We start from the raw sequence: 6,846 nt of genomic DNA, 5'->3' as shown, positions 1-6,846 counted from the left end.
GAGATATTAATGCGGCAGTTAATATCTTAAATAAAGCAATAATGAAGCCAACTGGTCAGGAACTGGCCATGGTAAGATAGACAGGTTCTGTGAGTTAGGTATGAGACCCGAGAGACGTTTTCGGCCAATTCTCTGTAAGATCCTAAACACTACCTGTTGTTCCCAGAAACTCGGGAATTTATTCCCGATGTAGTTCATTTGCTCATTATTTAGACAATCACTCTGATAAAACTGTACTTTTACTTCATGGGTTCATGAGTGATGGTGATAGTATGGCTGGATTTGCTAAAATGTTTTTTGATTTAGACTATAATATTTTGATACCCGATGCTCGTAGTCATGGTAGAAGTTCTGGTAAATATATTGGTTACGGTTGGGTTGAAAAACAAGATATTTTACTATGGATTAAGAAAATACTTTTCAAAAATGGTAGAAGCCAAAAAATTGTGATTATGGATCAAAGTATGGGTGGCGCCACTGTAATGATGACAAGTGGCATGCATCTACCTAAACAAGTGAAGTGTTTTATTGAAGATTGTGGTTATTCTAATGCCAAAGATGAAATTATTTTTCAAGCCCATAATGCTCTCCAACTGCCAGAAGCAGTTTCCAAGCCAGTTGTGGAAGCTATTAGTGGTCTAAATAAAATAAGAAATGGTTTCTTCTTAAAAGAAGCTTCTAGTATTGACCAGTTAGAGAAAAATACCCGACCAATTTTATTTATCCATGGGGCTAAAGATCAAGTTGTGCCTAGTCAGATGGTATACAAAAATTACGCAGCTACCTCTGCACCTAAAGAATTGTGGATTACGCCTTTGGCAACGCATGCGGAATCTTTTCCACTGTATAAAGATAAATATCATGAAAAAGTTGCAACATTTTTGAAAAAATATATAGATGAGGAGCGTAAGTAAAATGGATCAAGCAAAAAAATATTACGCCATTTATACTGGGGAAGGCGATGGGATTATTATTCATAGTACGTGGAATAATATTGAATCAGCTGTTAAAGAATTGCTAAAAAATAATCCTAAGGCTAAGCAATATAGTTTTGATAAAGAAGAAGATGCTAAAAAGTTTGCTAAACATGGTTTTGATGAAAAGGCAACGGCACTTTTATTAGAAAATATGCGTTTGAATAGAAAAATAGATCAAGATCTTGCTGCCTTACTAGAAAATGAAGTAATTGCTTTTATTGCTGGCAGTTATACTAAGCGTGAAAATCAAGTTGGATATGGCGCACTAATTTTTACTAATCAAGGAGCTAAAATGCCTAAGGAATTATGTGGCTTAGTAGATGATACTCAAGGAAAACATGAATTGGCAGGGCAATTAGAAGCGACTAAGCAAGTTATTAATTGGGCTACTAATCATGATAAAACCAACATTACTATTTATTACTCTGACTCAGAGACTGATAATTTTGAAGAAAAAATTACTAAAGAAATAAAACATATTAAAGTTAACTTTTATAAAATAACCGGTAATCACGTTACTCACCAAAATGAAGTAAAACATGTAGCAAGAGCTGGTGCACAAGGAATTGAAAAAAATTAAATTTCCATAATCCATACGTATAACTTCTTATTAAAAATAGATATTTCACAAATTAAGCTTCAGAAACTATACTAAAAATAAGTTAAAGGAGTGGTAAAAGTGAAAAAAACTATTGGGTTGGTTGCAATCGTAATATCCATGATTGCTTTAATGACTAGTGCTTGCGGCAATTCGCAACCAACGTCTAATATTAAAGTTAAATCTTCTGGCTCTACGGCGACATTATTTTTTCATGGATGGGGAAGTAGTTCAAAAGCCGAAGACTTTATGGCACAGGGAATTAAATCTTCTGGTGCTACTAAGACAATTATTAATGCTAATGTAAGCCCAAGTAAGAAAGTAACGTTTAATCGAGAATTTTCTTCTAAAACTAAAAATCCAGTAATTGAGGTTAATATTGAGGATAATAAATTAAAGCATTTACGTAATAGCACTGGGGATTATGCTAGTATATATCCAGCTAGTGGTATGTATGTAAAAGCTGCAATTCAAGCAGTAGAAAAAAAGACTAAATCTAAAAACATTAACTTAGTAGGTCACTCGATGGGTAATCTAGAAATTATGAATTATATTAATTCTAATGCGACGGAGAAGGATTTCCCTAATATTAAGCATATAATTTCAATTGCAGGACATTATGATGGAATCATTGGTGCAAATGATCGAGCTAACCAAATTAAGCTTGCTAAAAATGGTAAGCCAAATATAATACGTCCAGAATATCGTGAATTACTTGGTTTACGTAAAAAATTCCCCAAGAATACACGTGTATTGAATATTTATGGTGACTTAGAGGACGGAACACATTCAGATGGTCGCGTGGCTAATAATTCTTCACGTTCGCTTAAGTATTTATTAAATAATCGTGCTAAAAGTTACCAAGAACTTAAAATCAATGGTAAAGATGCACAACATAGCAAGCTTCATCACAATATAAAAGTTAATGATGCAATTATTAAGTTTTTATTCAAATAATTAGATAGCAATCAAACATCCCTTTTATTATAAAGAGGGATGTTTTTGTTATATATTGAAGAAACTACAATACTAGGAGATAATTAAAAAATATATCTATTATCATTTATGAGGAGAACAAAATTATGACAGTTCCAATATTTTATACAATTAGTGATAATTACACACCATACGCTGCTGTTTCCATCCAATCCTTAATTAATCACGCTAATCCGCAACGGGATTATACAATTACATTATTAGTCCAAGACATTTCACCTGAAAATAAAAAGGCACTAGAAAATCTTTCTACTAAAAATATTCATATTAATATTTTTCATATTGAAGATGAGATGTTGCAGCGCATTCACAAGGGTAAAGAAAATTACTTACGCGGACAATTCTTTACAATGTCAATTTTTTATCGTTTATTTATTCCGGATCTTTTTCTAAAGTATGATAAAGCCATTTATTTGGATGCTGATACGATTATTAATGCCGATATTGGAGAATTATACGATATTGACTTAAAAAATAATATGTTTGCTAGTTGCCCGGATTTATCCATTCGATATATGCCACTGTTGCAGGAGTATATCGTAAAGTGTCAAGGTATTCTGCCAGCAGAAAAGTATATCAATAATGGTGTGATTGTCTTTGATATGAAGCAATTCCGCGATAAAAAGTTTATTGATAAGTTTTTCTATTTAATGGATAAATATCATTTTGACAATATTGATCCTGATCAAGCTTACATGAATGAACTCTGTGAAGATAAGATTTATCACTTGCCTAAAGAATGGGATGCAATGCCCAATGAAAATATTCCTGAATTTAAAAATCCTAAAATTATTCACTACAATCTTTTCTTTAAACCTTGGCATTTTCCCAACGTTCAATATGGAGAGTACTTTTGGAAGGTTGCTAGAACGACTAACTTTTATGATCAACTGAAGAAAGAACTTGCTAGTTTCACAGATGAAGATCGGCAATCTGCTCGTGATGAGCTTAAAGCAATGTCTAAAAAGGTTAAAGACATTGAAAAAAATAAAAACACTTGGGCAAAAGTTAAGCAGTTCGAAAACGTAAGAATTTAGTAAGAAAATACAGAAGAGTAGTAAAAAAGGCATCCCCTAAAAGGGATACCTTTTTTATCTATTTATAGCGTCTTTTTCTCTTTGTCTTTCTAAGATATCACCAATAATATCTGCTAATGAAATTTGTTTCATTCTGAGATAGGCGATATCTTGAATATCCGCATAATAACGATTAAGAGTATCTTGAATATTACTACCAACGATACAGTCAGGATTAGTTTTAGGATCGATATGTAATAAATCATGATCCATATTGATGGCTTGATAAACATCGTAAATACTAATATCTTGCGGATCTTTTGCTAGGCTAGGATTAGCTTTTCCTTTTTGAGTCTCAATTATACCAGCTTTACGTAAATTAGACATTAATTGTCTAATTAAGCTTGGATTAGATTCAATACTCTTAGCAATTGCTTTACTAGAAAGATCGCCATCTTTATAAATATCTAAATAACTGAGTAAGTGGATGGCGTCACTTAATTTATATGAATACTTCATGAACCTTATTTTAGACCGTCAAGTATTAATCTGCAAGGATAAGCTTAATTGCTTCTTCAATTGGAGTTACTGGACGATTTAATGCTTCAGCTAAGTCATCAGTATCTTCTTCAAGAGAACCATCATTAATTGGAGCTTGGAAAGATGCAAACATAGCTGCAGTACCATGATCTAAACCAGTTTCTTCAAGTGCTTTAATGTAATCTTCTTCAGAAACTTGTTTAATTTCAAAATCATTACCAGTAGCCTTTTGTAAAGCTTCACCTAAATCTTGGTAGCTACGACTTGCACCAGCAAATTCGTAAACTTCCTTAGGATTTTCACTTGCAATAACTTTAGCAGCTGCTTCAGAGTAGTCATTTTCAAGAGCCCAGCCAGCCTTATTGTTAGCCCAGTAAAGTGCAGGTTGATCAGCAGCACCACTCTTTAAGAAGCCAATTTCATTTTCAAGATACCAATTATTACGTAAAAATGAGTGAGCAATGCCAGCATCTTTAATTGCGTCTTCAGTAATCTTGTGATCTTCAGCAAGAGCACTCTTTGAAGTTTGAGCATGAGGGAAACTAGTGTAAGCTACAAACTTAACATCGTTTTTCTTCAATGCGTCCACAACATTTTTATGTGCTTGACTACGTGGCACTTCACCACCAGGTTGTGAAGAAATAAAGATAACTTTATCAATTCCCTTAAGAGCTGAAGTAATAGAAGCAGGATCATCATAGTTACCTTCACGAACTTCATAATTAGGATATAACTTTTGAGCTTTTTCTAAGTTACGATCAATAATTACCACATTCTCTGAACCAACAATCTTGCTCAATTCTTGAACAGCATTGCGACCAAAACGACCTGCAGCAGCAGTAACAGCGTATTTCATAATAAAAACTCCTTCTTTCAAATCATGTTGTTTTATTAATTACATGTATTATAATAGCACATGAATTTTTATTGTCAACAGGTTTAGTAAAAAAATCTAAATTTATTTCAAATAATACTCAATTTATCGAATATATTAAGTTTATAAGCTGTTTAAATTGAAAAAAGCTATTAAAAATACTACTATAATTGTAAGTAATAAAATTACATGTTTAATGAAGGAGAATTATGAATCAAACAGAACGCAGAGAATATCTAATTAAACATTTATTGGCAGAATATAAGAAAAATGATGTGACTATTCCAAAAGATGCCTATCAACAAGAATTACTTTTACGGGCATTGTTCAATGTTAGAGAACCAAAGCCAATAGATGCAGAATTCAAAAAAATTCAGGATGAATACTTAAAAGAAGAGAACTATAAGAAGGGAATAGTCCCTGCTTCCGACTTTGAAGACGGGATGTCAGTCTGGAAGGGAGATATAACTCGATTAGAAGTTGATGCAATTGTCAATGCAGCTAATAGTGGAATGACAGGTTGTTATTTGCCTAATCATAATTGTATTGATAACGCAATTCATACTTACGCAGGGATTGAACTAAGAAATGAATGTAATCTAATGATGGTAGAGCAGGGACATCCAGAGGAAACAGGAAAAGCAAAAATTACCAAGGCTTATAATTTACCAAGTAAGTTTGTAATTCATACTGTAGGACCAATAGTTGAAAATGAAGTTACTCAAAAGGAAAAAGATTTACTCGAAAAAAGTTATTGGAATTGCTTAAGTCTAGCTGCAAGTTACAATTTATCTAGTATCGCATTTCCATGCATTTCAACTGGTGTTTTTAATTTTCCAAACAAATTAGCGGCTGAAATTGCGGTTAGCACAGTCAAAAAATTTTTAGCACAAAATACAACTATTAAAAAGGTAATTTTTGATGTCTTTAAGGAGCAAGATGAACAATTTTATGAAAAGTTACTCAACTAGTATCGAAAAAGCAAAACGTGAACTACATACAACTAACAATATCGTAATAGGGGCCGGATCTGGATTATCAACGGCAGCTGGGATGACATATTCTGGGCCAAGATTTGAAAAGTATTTTAGTGATTTTGAAAATAGCTTTGGCATAACAGATATGTATACAGGTGGTTTTTATAATTTTACAGATCCAACTGTGCGCTGGGCTTATTGGAGCCGAATGATTTGGATTAATCGTTATATGCCGGCTCCCCATAAAACGTATGAGGAACTCTATTCTTTAATAAAAGATAAAAATTATTTTGTAATTACCACTAATGTAGATCATCAATTTCAAAAAGCTGGCTTTAATAAAAATCGACTCTTTTATACTCAAGGAGATTACGGCTTATTTCAAAAACTTTACGGCGAGCAAAAAACGTATGATAATTACGAACTTATTCGCAAAATGATTCTGTCACAAGGATTTGAAATTGGTAAGGATAATCAATTAATTATCCCTAAAGAAGGCGTTTCAATGCATATAAGTGCAGAGTTAGCAGATAAAGTGAAGATATATACTAAAAATCTTAGAGAAGATGATACATTTGTGGAAGACGAAGGCTGGCATCAAGCTTCTCAAAGATATACAGATTTTATAAATAAACATCTTAATGACAAAATTATTTATTTAGAATTAGGTGTTGGTATGAATACACCTGGAATTATTAAGTATCCATTTTGGAATCTAACAGCAGCTAATCCTAAAGCAAAATTTATAACTATTGATGCTCAGAATATTATTTACCCAGAGCAAATTTCTGACCAAGCAATTGGTATTAAAGGTAATATTAATGACGTATTAAAAAAGTTAGCTAAATAAAAAAATGCATCCCTTTAA

Annotated in this window: 8 protein-coding genes; 6 read left to right on the top strand and 2 right to left on the bottom strand. The window is 32.5% G+C overall.

Translation table 11 applies throughout. The annotated features are described in order from the left end of the window. The first annotated feature begins 176 nt into the window (after positions 1-176). The 4 genes from HDR40_RS01595 to HDR40_RS01580 all read left to right on the top strand — a co-directional run bounded on the left by HDR40_RS01595 (position 177) and on the right by HDR40_RS01580 (position 3,608). Positions 177-914, top strand: a complete 738-nt coding sequence (locus HDR40_RS01595) for an alpha/beta hydrolase (RefSeq protein ID WP_290625637.1) — start codon at positions 177-179, stop codon at positions 912-914. A gap of 1 nt (position 915) precedes the next feature. Beyond that, positions 916-1,557 carry a viroplasmin family protein gene (locus HDR40_RS01590; RefSeq protein WP_290625627.1) on the top strand — a complete coding sequence of 214 codons (642 nt, stop codon included), beginning with the start codon at positions 916-918 and terminating at the stop codon, positions 1,555-1,557. Positions 1,558-1,656: 99 nt separating this feature from the next. After that, entirely contained in the window at positions 1,657-2,532 is an 876-nt protein-coding gene (locus tag HDR40_RS01585; RefSeq protein WP_290625626.1) for an alpha/beta hydrolase, read from the top strand. Positions 2,533-2,657: 125 nt separating this feature from the next. Then, on the top strand, positions 2,658-3,608 hold the full coding sequence (locus tag HDR40_RS01580) for a glycosyltransferase family 8 protein (RefSeq protein ID WP_290625624.1): 951 nt from the start codon (positions 2,658-2,660) through the stop codon (positions 3,606-3,608). A gap of 54 nt (positions 3,609-3,662) precedes the next feature. Here the strand turns inward: HDR40_RS01580 and HDR40_RS01575 are convergent, their stop codons facing one another. Then, entirely contained in the window at positions 3,663-4,106 is a 444-nt protein-coding gene (locus HDR40_RS01575; protein WP_290625622.1) for an Rrf2 family transcriptional regulator, read from the bottom strand. Positions 4,107-4,131: 25 nt separating this feature from the next. Then, positions 4,132-4,983: an NAD(P)H-binding protein gene (locus HDR40_RS01570; RefSeq protein WP_290625620.1), complete on the bottom strand. Its 852-nt coding sequence runs from the start codon at positions 4,981-4,983 to the stop codon at positions 4,132-4,134. A 227-nt stretch (positions 4,984-5,210) separates the two neighbouring features. On the opposite strand from HDR40_RS01570, the gene HDR40_RS01565 reads away from it, so the two are divergent. Together HDR40_RS01565 and HDR40_RS01560 are read left to right on the top strand one after the other, a co-directional pair. Further along, positions 5,211-5,972 (top strand): protein-ADP-ribose hydrolase, encoded by a 762-nt coding sequence (locus HDR40_RS01565; protein WP_290625618.1) that lies wholly within the window; start codon positions 5,211-5,213, stop codon positions 5,970-5,972. Beyond that, positions 5,941-6,828, top strand: a complete 888-nt coding sequence (locus HDR40_RS01560) for a Sir2 silent information regulator family NAD-dependent deacetylase (RefSeq protein ID WP_290625616.1) — start codon at positions 5,941-5,943, stop codon at positions 6,826-6,828. The genes HDR40_RS01565 and HDR40_RS01560 overlap by 32 nt, the downstream gene beginning before the upstream one ends. The last annotated feature ends 18 nt before the right edge of the window (positions 6,829-6,846 follow it).

The organism is Lactobacillus sp., assembly GCF_014803895.1.
Note: the sequence above shows the minus strand (reverse complement) of the source record. Positions and strands in the feature narration are given on the sequence as shown.